At 64.2% G+C, this 19,440-nt stretch carries 12 protein-coding genes; 2 read left to right on the plus strand and 10 right to left on the minus strand.

Annotation, left to right across the window (positions count from 1 at the left end):
• Nucleotides 1–56: 56 nt before the first annotated feature.
• From gnd to B0E50_RS08820, 3 genes are all read right to left on the minus strand, one after another.
• On the minus strand, nt 57–962 hold the full coding sequence (gene gnd / locus B0E50_RS08810; RefSeq protein WP_077440806.1) for a phosphogluconate dehydrogenase (NAD(+)-dependent, decarboxylating): 906 nt from the start codon (nt 960–962) through the stop codon (nt 57–59).
• Nucleotides 963–1,063: 101 nt separating this feature from the next.
• Complete coding sequence (locus B0E50_RS08815) at nt 1,064–2,584, minus strand: mercuric reductase (RefSeq protein ID WP_077440807.1); 1,521 nt, start codon at nt 2,582–2,584, stop codon at nt 1,064–1,066.
• A complete protein-coding gene (locus tag B0E50_RS08820) occupies nt 2,584–3,903 on the minus strand; it encodes a glucoamylase family protein (RefSeq protein ID WP_077440808.1) in 1,320 nt (439 codons plus the stop codon). Before B0E50_RS08820 ends, B0E50_RS08815 begins: the two co-directional genes overlap by 1 nt.
• A 203-nt stretch (nt 3,904–4,106) precedes the next feature.
• On the opposite strand from B0E50_RS08820, the gene B0E50_RS08825 reads away from it, so the two are divergent.
• Nucleotides 4,107–7,985: a glycosyl transferase family 36 gene (locus B0E50_RS08825; protein WP_077440911.1), complete on the plus strand. Its 3,879-nt coding sequence runs from the start codon at nt 4,107–4,109 to the stop codon at nt 7,983–7,985.
• 96 nt (nt 7,986–8,081) lie between these two features.
• Here B0E50_RS08825 and ntrC read toward each other — a convergent pair whose 3' ends face one another.
• The 5 genes from ntrC to B0E50_RS08850 form a co-directional block, all read right to left on the minus strand.
• Nucleotides 8,082–9,461 carry a nitrogen regulation protein NR(I) gene (gene ntrC / locus B0E50_RS08830; protein ID WP_077440809.1) on the minus strand — a complete coding sequence of 460 codons (1,380 nt, stop codon included), beginning with the start codon at nt 9,459–9,461 and terminating at the stop codon, nt 8,082–8,084.
• On the minus strand, nt 9,454–10,458 hold the full coding sequence (locus tag B0E50_RS08835; protein ID WP_077440810.1) for an ATP-binding protein: 1,005 nt from the start codon (nt 10,456–10,458) through the stop codon (nt 9,454–9,456). Before B0E50_RS08835 ends, ntrC begins: the two co-directional genes overlap by 8 nt.
• A gap of 341 nt (nt 10,459–10,799) precedes the next feature.
• On the minus strand, nt 10,800–12,209 hold the full coding sequence (glnA, locus tag B0E50_RS08840; protein WP_077440811.1) for a type I glutamate--ammonia ligase: 1,410 nt from the start codon (nt 12,207–12,209) through the stop codon (nt 10,800–10,802).
• Nucleotides 12,210–12,633: 424 nt separating this feature from the next.
• The gene (locus tag B0E50_RS08845) at nt 12,634–13,623 is read right to left on the minus strand and encodes an AraC family transcriptional regulator (RefSeq protein WP_077440812.1); all 990 of its coding nucleotides are present in this window, start codon (nt 13,621–13,623) and stop codon (nt 12,634–12,636) included.
• Nucleotides 13,623–14,168 carry an OsmC family protein gene (locus tag B0E50_RS08850; protein ID WP_254427222.1) on the minus strand — a complete coding sequence of 182 codons (546 nt, stop codon included), beginning with the start codon at nt 14,166–14,168 and terminating at the stop codon, nt 13,623–13,625. Before B0E50_RS08850 ends, B0E50_RS08845 begins: the two co-directional genes overlap by 1 nt.
• A gap of 219 nt (nt 14,169–14,387) precedes the next feature.
• On the opposite strand from B0E50_RS08850, the gene B0E50_RS08855 reads away from it, so the two are divergent.
• Nucleotides 14,388–14,606, plus strand: coding sequence for a 4-oxalocrotonate tautomerase family protein (locus tag B0E50_RS08855; RefSeq protein WP_077440814.1), 219 nt, complete (start codon nt 14,388–14,390; stop codon nt 14,604–14,606).
• 159 nt (nt 14,607–14,765) lie between these two features.
• Here the strand turns inward: B0E50_RS08855 and B0E50_RS08860 are convergent, their stop codons facing one another.
• Together B0E50_RS08860 and B0E50_RS08865 are read right to left on the minus strand one after the other, a co-directional pair.
• Nucleotides 14,766–17,324, minus strand: coding sequence for a TonB-dependent receptor (locus B0E50_RS08860; protein WP_174575034.1), 2,559 nt, complete (start codon nt 17,322–17,324; stop codon nt 14,766–14,768).
• Nucleotides 17,325–17,403: 79 nt separating this feature from the next.
• On the minus strand, nt 17,404–19,425 hold the full coding sequence (locus B0E50_RS08865; RefSeq protein WP_077440815.1) for a tetratricopeptide repeat-containing sulfotransferase family protein: 2,022 nt from the start codon (nt 19,423–19,425) through the stop codon (nt 17,404–17,406).
• Between the last annotated feature and the right edge of the window lie 15 nt (nt 19,426–19,440).

Genomic DNA, 19,440 nt, shown 5'->3' on the forward strand with positions numbered 1-19,440 from the left:
CGAGACCTTGGTATGACGATGATCGGAGGTCGGCAGGTCGCGCAGCGCGTGCCGTCCTATTCCTTCTTGATCGCATGCCCACCAAACTCGTTGCGCATCGAGGCCAGCAGCTTGTCCGCAAACGAGTCGTTGTCGCGCGAGCGGAAGCGCTCCATCAGCGACAGGGTGATCACCGGCGCGGACACGTTGAGTTCGAGCGCGGCGTCGACGGTCCAGCGGCCTTCGCCGGAATCGACGACGTACGGCGCGATGCCGTCCATGTTCGGGTTCTTGCTGAGTGCGTCGGTGGTGAGGTCGAGCAGCCAGGAGCGCACCACGCTGCCGTAGCGCCAGATCTCGCCGACCTGGTGCAGGTCGAGGCCGAAATCCTCCTTGTGCTTGAGGATCGAGAAGCCCTCGGCGTAGGCCTGCATCATGCCGTACTCGATGCCGTTGTGGACCATCTTGGTGTAGTGGCCGGAACCGACCGGACCGACGCGGCCCCAGCCCTGATCCTTGCCGGGCGCCAGCGTCGCGAAGATCGGCCGCAGTGCCTCGACGGCTTTCTCGTCGCCGCCGATCATCATGCTGTAGCCCTCCTTCAAACCCCACACGCCGCCGCTGGTGCCGCAGTCGACGTAGTTGAGGCTCTTGTCGGCGTAGGTGGCCGCGCGACGCAGGGTGTCCTTGTAGTTGGAGTTGCCGCCGTCGATCACGGTGTCGCCTGGCGCGAGCGCGGCCAGCAGTGCGTCGACGGTGTCATCGGTGATCTTGCCGGACGGTACCATCAGCCACAGCACGCGTGGCGCGGGCAGCGCCTTGACCAGTGCCTGCAGCGAGTCGGCCGACGCGCCGCCCTGCGCTTCCAGCGCCTTGCGGGCGTCCGCGCTCGGGTCGAAGCCGGTCACCTTGTGGCCACCTTGCAGCAGACGTTCCGCCATGTTGGCGCCCATCTTGCCGAGACCGATCATGCCAAGTTCCATAACGTGTCCTTAGGTTGAGGTGACGAGATTACAAGTCTCTCATCTTACGCAGGCCGCCGATAAATCGGCGTGAGCGCAACCCGTTTGCATGAACATGACGATCAGCGAGCCAGCCAGCGCTGCAACCTTGCGCGAAGCCGCTGGGTGATGCGGGTACGGACATAGGCCTTGGCGGCTTCGCGGATCGCCTCGGCCTGCGTGGGATAGGCGTGGATGACTTTAGCCAGCGTGCGCAGGCCAATGCCGGCGACCATGGCCAGGGTGATCTCGTTGATCATCTCGCCTGCATGGCGAGCCACGATGGTGGCGCCGAGGATGGTGTCGGTGCCGTCGCGGATATGGATTTTCACGAAGCCGATCTCTTCGCTGTCGGTCACGGCACGATCGATCTGGTGCATCGGCACGGTAAAGGTCTTGACCGGGATGCCTTTGCGATTGGCCTCGCGCACGTACATGCCGACATGGGAGATTTCCGGATCGGTATAGGTACACCACGGAATGACGAGTTTGCTCAGGCGCTTGCGACCCCGCATCAAGGCGTTGTGCACCACGATGCGCGCCGAGGCGGCCGCAGTGTCGGTGTACTGCTCCTCGAGACAGACATCGCCGGCTGCATAGATGCGCGGGTTGCTGGTGCACAGGAAGTCATCGACGCCTATGCCGTTGTCGGCATCGTAATCGACACCCGCCGCTTCCAGATCCAGACCCTGCACGTTCGGCGCACGGCCGACACCGGTGAGGATCGCATCGACCTCGATGGTGCTGTGGTAATCGGCGCTGACCAGGTCGACCAGCTTGCGGCCGTTTTCCACGCGCACGGCGGTGACCTGCGTATTGAGCCGCACCTCGAGGCCGTCACGCGCGAAGGCATCGGAGAGAATCTGTGCGGCGTCGCGTTCCTCCTTTTCGAGAAACAGCGGCTTGTCCTGCACGATGGTGACTTGCGCACCCAGATGCCGAAAGGCCTGGGCCAGTTCGCAGCCGACGGGGCCACCGCCGATCACCAGCAGCCGCGGCGGCAGTTCGGTCAGATTGAAGATGTTGGCATTGGTCAGGAAACCAGCTTCGCGCAGCCCCGGGATGGTCGGTACGTGCGGACGCGTGCCGGTGGCGATCATCGCCTTGGCGAAACGCAGTTTCTGCTCGTTCACCATCAACGTGTCGGGCCCGGCAAAGCGCACATTGCCGAAGAACATGTCGACGCCGAGCGCGGCCAGCCGGCGTACCGACGAGCGACCGCTGAGATGGCTGCGGATGCGCCGCACGCGCTCCATCGCAGCGGCAAAGTCCACCTGGATGTTGTCCGGAACCTTCGCGCCGTAACGGGCCGCATCACGCATCTCGGCATACAGTCGCGAGGTGCGGATCAGCGCCTTGGAAGGCACGCAACCGGTGTTGAGGCAGGTGCCGCCGATCAGGTGTCGCTCGATCATCGCTACCTTGACGCCCATGGCGATGGCCAGTTCCGCGGCGGCGACGCCGGCTGATCCGGCGCCGACGATGATCAGCGCGTAGCGGTCCGCCGGTTCCGGATTGACCCACGCCTGCGGATGCACGTCGGCGAGTCGCTTGTCTTCATAGTCATCCTTCGGCGTGGTGATCGACGCATCAAAAGACGACATCAGTGCGCTCCCCCGGGATGGCCTTGCCGCAACCAGCCGCCCTCGAATCCGGCGCGCCGCAGGCCGTCGCTGATATGGCGGCAAGCGCTCGTCAATTGCCAGATGAATTGGCTGCGATGGTTCTCGATCATCATCAACACAATGCCCTGATCGAGCCCGTAATGACCTGCCGACACCCATGGCTGCTCGACGCTGGCACCCACGGTCGGGTTGAAACTACTGGCGAGCCGATCGTCAGTCAGCATCTGCGGATAGCGCGTCAGCATGTTGCGCATGGCTTCAAGCACCCGCTCCGGCGCGAATGGCAGCGAGGCCAGCACGGCTGACGGTGACAGCGTGCCGTCATCCGGGCCGTACGGCACGCCGCGCGCCGCGTAGCCGAACAGGCGCCGCTCCTCGTTGAACACGTCAGGCTGCTCGTCGGTGGGACCGTCGCCGGCGGAAAGCCCCCAGCAGTTTTCGTCGTAGCCAGCGAATTCATGCGGATTGAGCTGGGTATACCGGCGCTGGATGGAAACGGCGCTGCGGCTGTTCTCGAAGTAATCGAAGTCTTTCTCGCGCATGAAACTGTCGCGGATGCCGCGCAGATCGATCCATGCATGCGAGAACTGATGGACGAACAGCGGACCGGCATAGAGGTAATCGTTGTCGTACAGGTTTTCCCACTGATAGGTGGCCGTCCACGCGGTGTAGCAATCGCCTTTGATCGGGTGGGTCGGCGAGCCCAGCGCCAGCACGTAGAGCACGATCGCCTCGCTGTAACCTTCCCAGCCGTAGTGCAGGAATCCGCTCTCGGGTTTCCAGCCCTGCTTGATGGTATCTCCGTCATCCTGTGCCCAGCACCAGTCGATGCGCCGATAGAGGAAATCGGCCAGTTCGCGCAGCTCGGTTTCATCAGGCGTATCGGCCGTGAAATACATGCTGGCGGTGAGCACGCCGGCCATCAGCAGTGCGGTGTCGATCATCGACAGCTCGGACTGCCACACGCGCGCACCGGTGTGGATGTCGAGGAAGTGATAGTAGAAGCCCTTGTAGCCGGTTGCCGTGGGGCTGCCACTCTGATCGCTGTCGCGGAAGAAACGCAGCACCGCGAGACTGCGCTGGACCGCATCGGCACGCTCCATCCAGCCCCGCTCCACCGCTATCGGATAGGACGACAGCGCAAAACCGACCACGGCGATGCTGACCGGGGAGTTGTCGCGCGAGGTATCGGCTACCAGGCCATTGCGCGGATTCATGTTCTGCACGAAGTAACCGAAGGCGGCGCACTGTAACCGGTCGAGCAGGGCCTCGTCCGGGAGGGTGGAGAGCTGGGTCATCGGGAATTCCACGTCGGGTCGAGCTGGTTCTGCGCCTTGTGTGTCAACCCGGGGGCGTTGGCCGTACACAGCTCGCTTCGGTCATTCATCGCGTCATCCTACTCTGCGGCAAGGTGAAGCAAAGGTCGACGCCTCGTCTTGACGCCATGGATGCCGATACATGGCGCATGCTGCCGCTTTCGCCGCTACAACCTGGACGATCCATGCCATCCCCTTCTTCGCGCACCATCAACCCACGCCAGCATGGCCTGCTGTCGAACGGTCATTACAGCGTTATGTTGAGCAGCAGCGGTTCCGGCTACAGTCAATGGCATGACCTGGCGGTGACGCGCTGGCGCGAAGATCCCACCCGCGACCCCTGGGGCAGTTACCTGTTGCTGCGTGACGAAGACAGCGGCGCGGTGTGGTCGACGAGCCAGCAGCCGCTGGGCCTGCGCATGCCGGATGACGCGGTGGTGTTCAGCGCCGGCCGCGCCAGCTTCAGCCGGCGTCACCACAGCCTGCACAGCGTGTTGGACGTGGCGGTAGCCCACGATGCCGACATCGAACTGCGCCGCCTTACCCTCAGCAATCACGGCGACCGCACGCGCACGTTCTCGATCACCTCGTATGCCGAGCTGGTGATCGGGCCGATCGGTGCCGACAACGCGCATCCGGCGTTCTCCAAGATGTTCGTCGAGACCGAATGGGATGCGCAGCATGGCGTGCTGCTGGCCACCCGGCGCCGGCGCGCGAGCAGCGAGGCCGAAGTATGGGCGGCGCACGCACTGCAGGTGGTCGGGCAACCGACCGACGCTGCGCCTGAATACGAAACCGACCGTGCGCGCTTTCTCGGTCGCGGCCGCACGCTGCGCCAGGCGCAGGCCATGCGGCCGGGTGCCGTGCTGTCCAACAGCAGCGGCTGTGTGCTTGATCCGGTGTTCAGCCTGCGTCGACACGTCACGCTCGGTCCGAACGCCAGCGTGATCTTGCTGCTGTGGACGAAGCTGGCCGACTCGCGTGAGGGTGCATTGGCGCTGGCCGCGCAGCTGGGCAACGCCAATGCCGCCGAGCTGCTGTTCGCCTATGCGGCCAACCATGCCGAAGCCGATCAGCAGCGGCTCGGCATCGATGCCGCCCAGGCGACACGCTTTGCACACTGGATGGACGCCGTATTGAGCAGCGATCCAGGCCAACGCGCGACACCTGACGCATTGGCGCGCGGTCACGGTGGACCACCGACGCTGTGGGCGGCTGGCATTTCCGGAGATCGTCCGATCGTGCTGCTGCGACTGGGTCACTCGGACGATCTCCCACGCGTGCAGGAGCTACTGCTGGCGCAGGATTATTGGCGCAGCCAAAGGTTGGCGGTCGACGTGGTGCTGTTGAATAGCGCCGCCGGCACCGATGGCGATGCACTGCAAAGTGCGATCGCGTCGCTGGTGAGCACGCAGCAGGCGCTGTTGAAAGCCAGTGATCAGCTGCCCAAGGCCGAGTTGTTTGCATTGCGTGACAACACGATCAGCGAGGACCTGCGCAACGGCTTGCTGACGGTGGCCCGTGTGGTGCTCGGCGACGCGCAGTCGACACCCACCGCCGCCACACCAGCAGCAGCGGCGATAGCCATGCCGGCGGTCATCCGCGCGAATACGCCAGCTTCTTCTACGCCCACAGTTGGCGCTGAGAAGCCTGAGTTCGCCAACGGCCATGGCGGCTTCAGCGGCAACGGGCGCAGCTATCGCATCGACCTCGACGACGAACGGTACACACCGGCGCCGTGGGTGAATGTGATCGCGAATCCCGCGTTCGGCTTCCTCGTATCTGCCGAGGGTGGCGGCTACGCGTGGTCGTTGAACAGCCAGCAGAATCCACTGACGCCGTGGCCGAATGACCCGGTCAGCGACAGCCCGCATGAGGTGCTGTATCTGCGCGACGAGGACACCGGCGTGCTGTGGAGTGCCACCGCGCTGCCGATCCGCGTGGACAGCGCGAAGTACACGACCACCCATGGCAAGGGCTGGACCCGTTTCAACAATGACGCACATGGCATCGAGCTGGAGCTGATCCAGTGCGTGCCGACGAAAGATCCCATCAAACTGTCGCGACTGCGCCTGTGCAATCGCTCGGGACGGGCGCGTCGGCTGTCGATCACCGGCTATGTCGAGTGGGCGCTGGGCGCGAACGGCACCACGCCGGCGCCCTACGTGATCACCTCGCGCGATGAGCCAACCGGCGCGCTGTTTGCACGCAATCCTTGGCGTCCCGATTTCGGTGACCGCGTGGCGTTCATCGATCTGGCCGGTCAGCAGCAGTCGATGAGCGGCGATCGCCGCGAATTCCTCGATCCGCTCGGCACGATCGCGCACCCTGCCGTGCTGCGCGACGACCGACCGCTGTCCAACCGGCTCGGTGCCGGACTGGATCCGTGCGGTGCGCTGCAGACGCGGATCGAGCTGCCGCCGGACACGCAGGTCGACATCGTCTTCATGCTCGGCGACGCGGCTTCCGAAGCCGATGCGCAAGCCCTGATCACGAAATACCGCGCGACTTCTATCGATAGCGTGCTCGCCGACGTCGCCACGCAATGGAATGGTCTGCTCGACACCGTGCAGGTATGCACGCCGGATCGCGCGATGGACATCCTGCTCAACGACTGGCTGCTGTACCAGGTGCTGGGCTGCCGATTGTGGGCACGCACCGCGTACTACCAGGCCAGCGGCGCGTACGGTTTTCGCGATCAGCTGCAGGACGTGATGGCGTTGTGCGTCGGCCGTCCTGATCTAGCACGCGAACATCTGCTGCGGGCCGCCGGCCGCCAGTTTGCCGAAGGCGACGTGCAGCACTGGTGGCTGCCACCGGGCGGCCAGGGCATCCGTACGAAGATCAGCGATGACCGCATCTGGCTCGCCTATGTCGCCATGCACTATGTCGGCGTAACCGGCGATAACGCGGTGTTGGATGACATGCTGCCGTTCCTTACCGGTCAGGCAATCCCCGACGGCGCCACCGATGCATTCTTCCAGCCGGCAACTTCGGATCAGCAAGTCTCGATCTACGAGCATTGCGCCCGCGCGTTGGACTCCAGCCTCACCCGCGGTGCTCACGGTCTGCCGCTGATCGGCACCGGCGACTGGAACGACGGCATGAATGCAGTCGGCGAACAGGGCCGTGGTGAAAGCAGCTGGCTGGGCTGGTTCCTGCTGTCCACCATCGCCGCGTTCACGCCCTGTGCCACGCAACGCGGTGAGAATGAACGCGCCGCGCGCTGGCTGGATTACGCCGACGATCTGCGCACGGCGCTGGAACACGCCTGGGACGGGCAGTGGTATCGGCGCGGCTATTACGACGACGGCGCGCCGCTCGGCTCGCAAACCAGCGACGAATGCCAGATCGACACCATCGCGCAATCGTGGAGCGTGATGGCTGGTGCGCGCGACCAAGCACGTGCGGCACAGGCAATGGCTTCCGTCGACAAGTTGCTGGTCGATCACGAGCACAAGATCGCACGCCTGTTCACCCCGCCGTTCGACCACAGCAAGGAGAACCCCGGCTACATCAAGGGCTATCCGCCCGGCGTACGCGAAAACGGCGGCCAGTACACGCATGGCGCGACCTGGTCGATCTTCGCGTGGGCGAAACTCGGTGACGGCGATCGTGCCGCCGCCTTGTTCGATCTGCTCAATCCGATCCGTCACAGCGACAGTGCCGAAGCCGTGGCGCGCTACAAGGTGGAACCCTACGTCGCCTGCGCCGATGTCTATTCGGTGGGCGCACTGACCGGTCGCGGCGGCTGGACCTGGTACACCGGTTCCGCCGCGTGGCTTTATCGCGGTGGACTGGAGGCGGTGCTCGGTTTCCGGTTGCGGGGCGACAGGCTGCGCATCGATCCGTGCATTCCCCGGGAGTGGCCCGGCTTCCAGCTCAGCTATCAACACCGCGGCAAGCAGCACGTGAGTCGTTACGAGATCAGCGTGGAGAATCCAGGCAAGGTTTGTCGCGGCGTGACCCACGTTGAATTGGATGGCCAAACGCTGGCTTCCGATGCCGCCATCGTATTGCTCGATGATGGCCAGACGCACCAACTGCACATCGTACTCGGCTGACGCCGCCCCTGTAGGAGCCCACCTTGTGGGCGATGCTTTTCTATGGGCAGCGAAAGCATCGCCCACAAGGTGGGCTCCTACAACAGGGCGTGCGGGCTAGTGGCGCCGCGTGCGCGACGCACCCAGCTTGCGAGTGAGCGTATTGCGCCCGACACCGAGTGCCTGTGCCGCGTTCTGGCGATGGCCTTCACTGGCCAGCAACGCTGCCTGCAGCAAGGTCTGGTCGAGTGCCTCGCGGGCACGGGCATGGATGTCTGCCTCGCCGCTTGCAAGTGCCGCCACCGCCCACTCGCGCAGCGCATCGGTCCACTCACCGCTGCCCGCGCTGCCTTCCGTACTACCCAGATCGGCGGGCAGGATCTCCGCGCCCGGCGCGATCACGGTGAGACGGCGGCACAGGTTTTCCAGTTCGCGCACGTTACCCGGGTAGTCGCGCTGCGCAATCAGCTTCAGCGCCGCGCGCGAGAAACGCTTCGGCGGCAGCTTCAACTCATGCGCCGTGGCAGCGAGGAAGTGCTGCGCCAGCAACGGGATGTCGCTGCGCCGCGTGCGCAATGGTGGAAGCTCGATGCGCACCACGTCCAGGCGGTGCATCAGGTCAGCGCGAAACTGGCCCGCGGCCACCCGCGCGGCCAGATCCTGATGGGTGGCGGCGACGATGCGCACATTGCCGCGGATCAGTTCGCGGCCACCGACGCGGTAGAACTCGCCGCCGGCGAGCACCCGCAGCAGGCGAGTCTGCAGCACCAGTGGCATGTCGCCGATTTCGTCGAGGAACAGCGTGCCGCCCTCGGCCTGTTCAAAGCGGCCGGCATGGCGACGCTGCGCACCAGTGAATGCCCCAGCCTCATGACCGAACAGTTCGCTTTCCAGCAATTCGGACGGAATCGCTGCCGTGTTCAATGCGACGAACGGCTTGCCACGCCGAGCGCTTTCCTCGTGCAGCGCACGCGCCACCAGTTCCTTGCCGGTGCCGGTTTCGCCGGTGATCAGCACGTTGAGGTCGCTCGCCGCCACGCGCCCGATCAGGCGGAATACCTCGCGCATCGGCGCGCTCTCGCCGAGCAGTGCATGGTTCGGTGCGATGACGACGGGGCCAACGGGCGCCGGCGCCGCGACGCTGGCCAGCGCGCGCTGAACCATCTCGACCGCCTGGTCGAGATCGAACGGCTTGGCGAGGTAATCGACCGCACCGGCGCGATACGCCGCGGCCGTGGTGGCGACATCGGTGTACGCACTCATCACGATCACCGGACCGATGCCCTGCACCTGCAATTCATTGAGCAGGCTCAGACCATCCTCACCCGGCATGCGCACATCGGTGAGCAGCAAGGCCGGCCGCGCCTCCTGCAGTGCCGCACGCGCGCTGGCCACTTCGCCGAACTCACGTACTGCAAGGCCAGCATCACGCAAGGCCTCGGCCAGCACGAAGCGCACGCCGCGGTCGTCGTCGACGATCCAGATTTCTTCAGTCATGTGCGCGTTCCAGCGGCAGATACAAGGAGAACACTGTTTCGCCCGGTCGGCTCGTGCAGCGCAGTTCGCCGCCGTGTTCGTGCGCGATCTCGCGCGACAACGCCAGTCCGAGACCGGTGCCATCCGCACGACCGGACACGAGTGGCTGGAACAGCGTGTCGCGCAGCGACGTAGGAACACCCGCGCCGTCATCGATCACGTCCACGCGCAGTGCCATGCGCAGCATCCGCTCGCCCAGGCGCAGGCCATGCTCGACCCGCGTGCGCAAAGTCAGCGTGTTTGCGCCGGCTTCCAGGGCATTGCGCGCGAGATTGAGCAGCACCTGTTGCAGCCGGTCCGCATCGCCGAGCAGATCCGGCACGCTGGGGTCGTAGTCATGCCGCAGTTGCGGCGGCGACGGTTCGGCCTGCAGCAAGTCGGTGAGCCGCTCCAGCAATTGATGGATATTCACCGGACCGAGTTGAGCCGCGCCATCGTTGTGCAGCAGCCGATTTGCCAGCGTGCCAAGCCGGTCCGCCTCATCGATGATCAACCCGGCCAGTGCCTGCAGGTCTTCATCCCCCACCCTTCGTTGCAGCAACTGCGCCGCGCCGCGCAGACCGGCCAGCGGGTTCTTCACCTCGTGTGCGAAACCGCGCAGCGTCGCCGACAGCGGCGAGCTGGTCGAAAGCGGCGCGGCCAGCGCATGCACTTCCAGCAACAGGCTGTTGCCGAACGGCTGCAGCGCGATGTCCGCCATGATTTCGCGGCCACTGGCCGCCACCAACGACATCCCGCGCCATTGCAGCGGGCGCTGTTCGGTCAGAGCGCGTAAGGCTTGTGCCAAGGCCTCTTCATCCAGCCACAAGCCCAGCGACTGCCCGACCGCACTGCGTGGACCCAGCTCCAGCCATTCAGCCAGCGCCGGATTGATCCACTGCAGGCGCAACCCGGCATCGACCCGGGCCAGCCCGGTCGCCATCTGTTCCGCCCACGTCCGCCAGTCGACCTCGTTCATTGCACCATGATGGGCAATGACTCGAATTGGTGCAAATACCGCGGTTTGGAATAAAAAACCCGCAGAGGGGAGTCTGCGGGTTGGGGGGTATCCATCTGATTGCATGGCACGGAGGGGAGCCACGTCATGCGTTGGGAACAATGTCTCACGACATGCATTTAGTGTACTTGAAGGTTCGTTAATGAAGTGTAACCGGACTCTTTTCCCGGAGCGGACGACGCGGGGTTGCCCCCGGAAGGTCAGGACGGCTGCGGACACGCACAAAAAAGCCCTGCTGGGCCTTGAAGATCAAGGCCCAGCAGGGCTTTTGGGGTTACCTCAAAGAAGCGGCAATCCCAGACTCAGAGCGAGTAATACATCTGGAATTCCAGCGGATGCGTGCTGGCGCGGTACTTGGTGACTTCCTTCATCTTCACTTCGATATAGGCGTCGATGAAGTCGTCGGTGAACACACCACCGGCCTTGAGGAAATCGCGGTCCTTGTCCAGCGCTTCCAGCGCGGCGTCGAGGCTGGAGCAGACCTGCGGGATGTTCTTCTCTTCTTCCGGCGGCAGGTCGTACAGATCCTTGTCGGCCGGCGCACCCGGGTCGATCTTGTTGAGGATGCCGTCGAGGCCGGCCATCATCAGCGCGGTGAACACCAGGTAGCCGGAGTTCATCGGATCGGGGAAGCGCACCTCGATGCGGCGGCCCTTCGGGCTGGCCACGTACGGGATGCGACAGCTCGCCGAGCGATTACGCGCCGAGTAGGCCAGCATCACCGGCGCCTCGAAGCCCGGCACCAGGCGCTTGTAGCTGTTGGTGGTGGAGTTGGCGAATGCGTTGATCGCGCGGGCGTGCTTGAAGATGCCACCGATGTACCACAGCGCAGTCTGCGACAGGCCGCCGTACAGGTCGCCGGCGAACAGGTTCTCGCCGTTCTTGGCCAGCGACTGGTGCACGTGCATGCCGCTGCCGTTGTCGCCGACCAGTGGTTTCGGCATGAAGGTCACGGTCTTGCCGTTCTGGTGCGCGACGTTCTTGATGACGTACTTCATCGTCAGCAGCTCGTCGGCCTTCTTCACCAGCGTGTTGAACTTCACGCCGATCTCGCACTGGCCCGCGTTCGCCACCTCGTGGTGATGCACTTCGACCTTCTGGCCGAGCGACTCGAGCACCTTGCACATGTCGGCGCGCAGGTCGCCCAGCGAGTCGACCGGACTGACCGGGAAGTAGCCGCCCTTCACACCCGGGCGGTGGCCGGAGTTGTTGCCTTCGTACTTGTAGCGCGACGACCACGCCGCTTCCTCGGAACCGATCTCGTAAAACACGCGGCCCGGGTCGTTCTGCCAGCGCACCGAGTCGAAGATGAAGAACTCGGGTTCCGGGCCGAAGAACGCGGTATCGGCGATGCCGGTGGATTTCAGATACGCCTCGCCGCGCTTGGCGATCGAGCGCGGGTCGCGACCATAGGCCTGCATGGTGCTCGGCTCCAGCACGTCGCAGTGCAGGATCAGCTGCACGTGCGCGCTGAACGGATCGAGGTGCGCGGTCTCCGGATCGGGCAGCAGGATCATGTCCGACTCGTTGATGCCCTTCCAGCCGGTGATGGAGGAGCCGTCGAACATCTTGCCGTCCTCGAACGTCGACTCGTCGATCGCATGGGCCGGGAAGGAAACATGGTGATGCACGCCGAGCATGTCGGCGAAGCGGAAGTCGACGAACTCGACCTCGTGTTCCTGGATCAGGTCGAGCACTTTCTGGGCAGACATGGCGGAGCCTCGGAGGGAATGGGATATCGCTTTAGAGCAAGCCGCGTGCCATGACGTGAAATCGTTGTGGCACAAGCACTGGCGCAGAAAACGGGTATGGCGGACGCTTGCGGTAGCACCATCATAATACGGAGTGATGATAGATTTTGCACCATTATGGTGCATTTCGCCAGGCTGATCGGACTCCCGTTCCGCGGCACCGGCAGACACCGCAGCATAGGTAGTTTGTACCTGTTGCACATCCCTTGCTGCCGGGGTACCTGCAAACATTTGGCGTACGCAGGGTGCCGGCTTCAAGGACATCGTCGCGCCGAATGGCACGCCTGACACCGGCGACAAAAATCAACGCTCCGATCGTCCAGCGGCTCATCGACGCCAGCACACGCCTCGCCCGCAGCAACTCCCCGGACTTCAAGCGGAGCGTCTAACTCACGCTATTCGAGTGTTGGACGTGAGTGCGCGTCCATTGATGGCGCCGCCACGCGGCGGGCGGCGCGCCGAACTCGCGACGAAAGGCGCGACTGAATGCAGTGTCAGTCTGATAGCCCACGTCTTCGGCAATGCGCGCAAGCGGTGCGTTGCTTCGACACAAGAGATTGGCCGCGAGCAGCATCCGCCATTGCGTGAGGTACTGCATGGGCGTGCTGCCCACCAGGCCATGGAAGCGTTCGGCGAGTACCGACCTCGACGTGCCGATCGCATTCGCCAACGTTTCGAGCGTCCACGCTTGCGCGGGGTATGCATGCATGGCGTTCAACGCGGGCCCGACAATCGGATCCCCCAGCCCGGCAAGCCAGCCCGTGCGACCGTCGCGATGCTCGTTCACGTACAAGCGCAACACCTCGATGACCAAGACTTTCGCCAGTTTGGCCAATACACCAGCGCCGCCGGGACGGGGCGAACGCGCCTCAGCCAGCGCGTAGCGCACGGAAGCTTCCAGCCACGTACCTGCATTCGATCCACGCACATTGACCTTCACCAATGAAGGCAAGCCCGCCAGCAACATGCGCGCGAGGCGCGCATCGCATGCGAGGTAACCACAAACGATGCGCGTGGTCGGGCCGCCACCACCGTAAGCCAGTTGCCGCGATCGGCGCGACAACACCGCATCCAGCCGCCCACTGGCCGCCGGCGCAAGCCCGGGCTGCGAGTTCATCCGATGCTCATTACCGCGAGGAAAGAGCACGACATCACCAGCGATCAGGCGCGTCGGCGGCTGGTCGGCCAACTCGACGAAACATTCGCCCTCGGTGATCAGGTGAAAGATCACTACCCGCTCGGCGCCGGGTTCGAGCAACGGCGCCAAGGAATCCGCGCATGGCGATTGGTAGCTCCAGGGTGCCGTGAACCTGGCCTGGATGAAGATGGCGCCGACAAGACGCACCACACGGAGAATTTCCGATAGCGCGTCCATCAGACGGCATCGATATCAATGTGCAATGCCACCGGCGTTGCGCTGCGCACCGCACTGGGAACCGGTGAACAGGACTGGCTGTTTTTCACCAGCATTCGCAGCCGCTCCGGTGCAACACCATGCGCGCCGATGCGTACGTGCAATTGCACGTCGCACGGCCCGGCGAATACGGGTTCGCCGTCTGCGTCCGTCATGCCCAGGAGACCGCGTGCATCCGAGCGACTGGTCGCGATCACCTCAAGCATGGTCAGTTCGATACCTTCATCCGCGGCGGCCATCGCAATGCAGGTCGTGAGACACGATGCAAGTCCGGCGCGAAACAACCAACCCGGTGTCACCTGATCGCCGCTGCCGCCCAGCTCGCCCGGCATGTCCGTCACCATGCGGATGCCGTTGGCATGACTCGACACGATGCGCATGCCCCCTTGCCAACACGCCGTAGCAGGCGCGTCATCGTGAAGGCCGGCCTCGGGGCGGCGATGGAAAACGGCTTTGGCGCGCTGCAAGGCGCTTGCGATGTCTTGCATGGTCATGGCGACCTCCACGGCTACCTCATGCTGCTTGATTGTGGGCGCCTTGCAAGGCGCCGCCAAGAGGTTCGAGCGGGTGCTGCCGTTGCTCCGGACGATCGGCCAAGTCGCAGCGACGCAGGGGCAGGACAGCGAGTCGGCTACAGCCTCAAGCTAAGTTCGCGGGGACTCGCGACTGCGCTGCCCGCATTCGCAGCATCACTCAAGTCCAACTACCGAAACGGGAGAACGATCATGCCATTCCTGAACGTGAAACTGATCGAGGGCGTTTTCACGCCGACGCAAAAACAGGACATGATTCGCAAGCTCACCGAAACGATGGTCACGATCGAAGGCGAGAATATGCGCCCGGTGACATGGGTGGTGATCGAAGAGGTGAAGAGCGGCGATTGGGGCATTGCCGGCAACCCGCTGAGCACGAGTGATGTGAAGGCCCTTGCGGCAGGTCACTGACAGGTTGTCGAGCGAGCTGTCCCGCCCTTCTCGACAAGCTTTGGCGTCCGATTCCACGCGTCGGGAAACCAAACGCCTGCCTCGGTCAGAGCTTTGTCGCCCCGTGAGGGCCCCGGCTCACACCGGGACTCTCACGCCGCGTGACAGGCCACCGATCGTCTAGAAGTCCTGCTTGAAGCGGATGCCAATCGTGCGTGGCTGGCTGAAGCCGGTGTAGACCTGCCCATCGGGATATTGCGGCACCACATCGTGGGCGCCGCAAATCGTCACACCGCACTCGGTGAACTTGTACTGCGCCGCGCGTTTGTCGAAGGCGTTGTCGAGGTACACGTTTACCGACCAGCTGTTCTTCTGGATACCGGCGGAAAGATCGACGGAGTTGTAGGCAGGGAGATCGCCCAGCAGGTTGCGTTCGACCAGCCGCAGGTCGGTCGTGCGCTCACCCACGTGCACGAACGCGCCCTGCACGAATGCGTCGTAACCGCCCAGATTGAAGCTGTAACGCGCAATGAGGTTGCCCTTGAACCGCGGCGTGATCGGCAACTGGGTGCCCGTGGGCGCCTGTGGCCCGGTCACGGCCTCACCCGTCTGCGGATTGATCGTGCCCGCCGGGCAATAGGTGACCGGGGTACCGGCGGCATCGGTAAACCCGCAGTAGTTCGCGGTCAGCTTGGCGTCGTACAACGCGACGCCGGCACTGAGATTCAGGTTGTAGGTCGCCTGCCAGTTCAGCTGCGACTCGAAGCCGTCGATGCGGGCCGAATTGGCGTTCTCGATGATGGTCAGGCCATTCGGGCCCAGGATGTTGAACTGGAAATGGTTCCAGGTCTCGCGGAACACCGCGCCGTTGAACGACAGCCGGTTGTCGAGCCAGGAGGTTTTCCAGCCGAGCTCGAGGTTGGTCAGGAAATCCGCCTGATAGGGCGGCAGATCGCCCGCGCGGTTGACGCCACCCGGACGGAAGCCTTCGGAACGGGTGAGATAGAGCATCTTGGTGGGCGTGATGTTCCAGGTCAGGTTGTACTTGCTGAGCGAGCCGCTTTCCTTCACCTGCTTGTTGAAATCCATGCACGGCGCGCCCTCGAACGGATCAGGCGAAATGCAGCCGGCCTGGCCATAACTCGAGTCCGGCGAGAAGCCGCTGCTGAAGCCGTAGAAGCCGTACAGATTGTTGCGGGTGCGGAAGTAACGCTCACCCACCGTGCCGGTGAGCACGTCGGGGATGAAGTCGTACGACAGTTCGCCGAACACGGATTCGTCATGGTCGTAGCGCATCTGCTTGGTCAGCCAGATGGTGTTCGGCCAGCCCGGCACGGACAGATCGGACCCCAAGCCGTTGATCTGGTAGTCCTGCATGATGTCGTGCTTCTGTTTCTGCCAGAACGCGCCGGCGACCAGGCGCAGGCGATCGTCGCTGGGCGAGGCAATGCGCAGCTCGTGGCTGCTGTTGGTGTAGTGGTCGCGGTCGGTGATGTATTCGGACGGATTGATCAGGTTACCGCTGTTGTCATGGATGTAGGCGCCGTACTGGAGCAGGGTGTCGTACCAGAACGAGTAGTCGTTGTAGTCGGTCTGTTCTTCCTGGTTGCGCTTGAGATGGGCATAGGCGTAGGTCAGATCCCAGTTGCCGATCTTGCCCTGCACGGTCAGCGCGCCCTGCCACCAGCGGTCGTCGACGCGCTCGGGATAGAAGTGGGTCACCGCCAGCGAGCCCACGGAGGGATCGCTGGCAAAGGTGCCGTGCGAGATCGTCTGCTGGCCCATCAAAGTCGGGCTGATCGACCAGTCGTCGTTGAGGTCGACTTTCAGCGCCGCTCGCGCACCGTTGGTATTGACGTCGTTGTAGTCGTTCCTGGCGTGCCCGACGCACTGGAGGCTTGAGCTGGGCGAATTGTTGTCGCTTGGTACGCAGCCAGGTTCGTTGCTGATGGTGATGCCGGACACCGGGAACGTGCGCGTGCCGGCCACGTTGTCGATGTAGCCGGCATCATGCTCGTGCCAGCCGACCAGGCGAACCGCCGCGTTGCTGCTGATCGGCAGATTGAGCATGCCCTCGAAGGTGTCGCCGATGCCACCGTGGTCGACCTGGTCGGTGCCCACGGTGTAATTCGCCGCAAAACCACTTGGATCAGGCTTGTTGGTGATGATGCGCAAGGCGCCGGCCTCGGCGCTCGCGCCGTACAGCGTGCCCTGCGGCCCGGCCAGTACCTCGATGCGGGCGATGTCGTACATGTGGATGTCGAGCGGCCCCTGGATCGTGGTGACAGGCTGGTCGTCCAGATACACGCCGACGCTCGGCTGCGAACCGGAATGGTTGGTGTTGCCGCCGCTGGCCACGCCGCGCATGTAGATCGTGGCGAAGCCGGGACCAGTGGCGATGCCGCCGCCGCCCTGCTGGAACGTGACGCTGGGCAGGTACTTCACGTAATCGTTGAAGTTCTGCACCTGCAGCGCCTCGAGTTGATCCGCCGCCAGCACGTTGATGCTGATCGGCACCTTCTGCAGATTCTCGGTGCGCTTTTGCGCCGTTACCGTCACCACGCCAAGCGTCGTGGTTTTCGTCTTCGCAGGCGGCATCGCGGTCGTTGATGCGGGCGGCGCGGCATCCTGCGCATAGGCAGGCGCAGCCACGGCCAGACAGATCGCCGCGGCCAGCGGCAACCGCACCAGCCGCACTCGTTGCGTTTTCTTGATGTATTTGGATCTGTTCGCGTGCATAAGCTCCCCTCTCGAGTCCACGACAATCCAGCAGAAGTAGCTACGTTGAAAAGGGCAGCACAGCCTTTTCAACAATCTGTCATTCCTCCAACTCCGGCACCTCGGGATAACACTCCAACACCGGCCCCAATGCCAACTCCAAAGGCCCCAGCCATGGGGCGTAATGCCGCCAGTGATCCACCCCCTCCCGGTAGATCGGCTGGCGTACCTGTTCCGAACTGGCGGTGCGCACCGGCCGCGCGTTCTCGAAGAAACGCAGACACGATGCCTCGAACGGCAGGCCGCAATACTCGAGCAGGCGGCGCACCTCCTCCTCGGTGTCCTCGACCATGCGCTCATACACGACGCGGTGGATGCGCCCCGGCAATACGGTGTCGAAATGCGCCATCAGCGCGACGTAATCACGGTAGTAGCGACCCAGATCGCCGAGGTCGTAGCTGAAGTTCTGCCCGCGCGCGAAATGCTGCTTGAAGACCGAGAAGCAACAGCCGAGCGGATGCCGGCGCGCGTCGATGATCCTCGCGTTCGGCAGCATCAGGTGGATCAGGCCGATGTGCATGAAGTTGTTCGGCATCTTGTCGATGAACAACGGCGCCGCGGTCTTGCGCTGGATCCGGGTGTGCGCGAGGTAGCGCTCGCCGAGCGCACGCAAGGCCTCGGCATCGAGTGTCGCCAGTGCGCCGTGGTACGGCATCGCGCTGTCGGCATCGCCCTGCCCGCGCAGCATGCGCGTGATCGAGGTGACCTCGGGCAGCTCCATCGTGCCTTCGACCTGGCTGTGGCTGGACAGGATCTGCTCGATCAGGGTGGAGCCGGCTCGCGGCAGGCCGACGACGAAGATCGGATCCCGCGCCGGACTGCCGGCCCCGGCACGCGCGGCGAAAAAATCGCGCGTGTAGTGCGCCCGGATGTGCTGTACCCGCGCATGGGTATCGTCGGCGCTGTAGTGCAGTTGCGCGCGACGGATCGCATTGCCCTGGGCGTAATGCCGGAAGGATGGTTCGTACTCGACGGTGTCTTCCAGCGCCTTGCCGACGGCGAACTCCAGATGCAGGCGGTCATCTTCGGCGAGATCCGCACGCGCCAGTTGCCGGCGCATCGCGGCCAGGTCGTCGGCACTGAAGCGATACGTCTTCAGATTGGCCAGGCTCCACCAGACTTCGCCAAACGACGGTTCGAGCGCCAGGCTGCGGCGATAGGCGTCGATGGCGCGCTCGCCATGGCCCGCGGTTTTCAGCGCATGACCATAGCTCACCCACACCTTCGCATTGCGCGGGTAGTGTTCCAGCAGATCGGTGTAGATGCGGATGGCCGGCTCGTAGTCGCCGATCCGGCACAGCACCGCCGCCTTGAGATTGCGGCAGCCGGGGTGACCGGGTTCCGCTGCCAGCAGACGCTCGAGCTCGACCAGGGCCTGTTCCGGCTGGTTGTTGCGATGCAGGACCAGGGCATAGTTCTGGCGAGCAGCATCGAAGCTGGGCGCCAGCTCGAGGCAGCGCGCGAGCAGGTTCAGGGCGTCCTCGTTACGGCCCAGACGCGCGGCGACCTCGGCGAACATGCGAATCGCGGCGACGTCAGTCGGTGCCTGCTTCAGGTGCTCGCGCAACGCGGCCTCGGCCGTAGGGATGCGGTTCTCGGCCAACGCGATGGCGGCATCCAGCAGACGTGGATCACGGGTGGAATGACGCACGTGACTGGCGTATGCCGCGTCGGCCGCGTCCTGCTCGCCCGCCGCCATCAGATGGTCGCCCAGCAGACGCCACGCTTGCGGCAGGTCAGGCTTCAACGCCACCGCCCGGCGCAATGCATCGATAGCTTCCTGCCCGCGCCCGTCGCGGCCCAGGGCCACGCCCAGGTCGAGATGAACCATCGCCCAGTTTGGCTGGGTCCGTGCCAAGGGCATCAGAATGTCGAGTGCGGCTTGTGGATCGCCCTGCAGCGACCGCGCTTTCGCCAACAGCCGCAGCGCGGCCGGGTGGCCCTCGGCCACCTTCAATATCTCGGTGAGCTGTTCGACGGCCTGCGCCGGATCGCTGTCCAGCAAGCGCGTGGCGTGAGCGAGTGCCTGTTCCACCGTACCGGTGGCAGCCACCTCCGTCACGACTTGCACCCCCGT

Source organism: Rhodanobacter sp. C01 (assembly GCF_002001045.1).
Lineage (GTDB): Bacteria > Pseudomonadota > Gammaproteobacteria > Xanthomonadales > Rhodanobacteraceae > Rhodanobacter.